This is a genomic window from Corallococcus llansteffanensis, from assembly GCF_003612055.1.
GTDB lineage: Bacteria > Myxococcota > Myxococcia > Myxococcales > Myxococcaceae > Corallococcus > Corallococcus llansteffanensis.
On the sequence record NZ_RAWB01001215.1, the window covers coordinates 1 to 409 of the forward strand.

1 protein-coding gene is annotated in these 409 nt (G+C 71.9%); it reads left to right on the forward strand.

The genetic code is table 11. The features are described 5' to 3' along the window. Positions 1-8: 8 nt before the first annotated feature. Positions 9-409: RcnB family protein (locus D7V93_RS44225; protein WP_120648755.1), on the forward strand; the 401-nt coding region annotated here is incomplete at its 3' end.

The window sequence follows — 409 nt, forward strand, 5'->3', positions numbered from 1 at the left end:
GGTCTGACATGCGCATCAATCGAGTAATGGCCGGCGCCGTGGCCTCTGTGCTGGCGCTGGGCGCCGTGACCCCGGCCTTCGCCGACAACGACCATCGCCGCGACCACGACCGCCGCGAGTGGCGCGAGGATCGCCGTGAGTGGCGCCAGGACCGCCGCGACTGGGAGCGCGACCGCCGCGAGGCCCGGCGCGACTGGGAACGCGACCGCCGCGACTGGCACCGTGACCATGATCGCTACTACCGCCCGGCACCGCCGCGCGTGGTCTATCGCCCGGCCTATGGCCCGGGCTATGGCTGGAAGGTCGGCCACCGCTACCGCGACTACTACCGCGGCCCGGTCTACGTGGTGAACGACTACCCGCGCTACAACCTGCGCCGCCCGCCGTACGGCCATCAGTGGATCCGGGA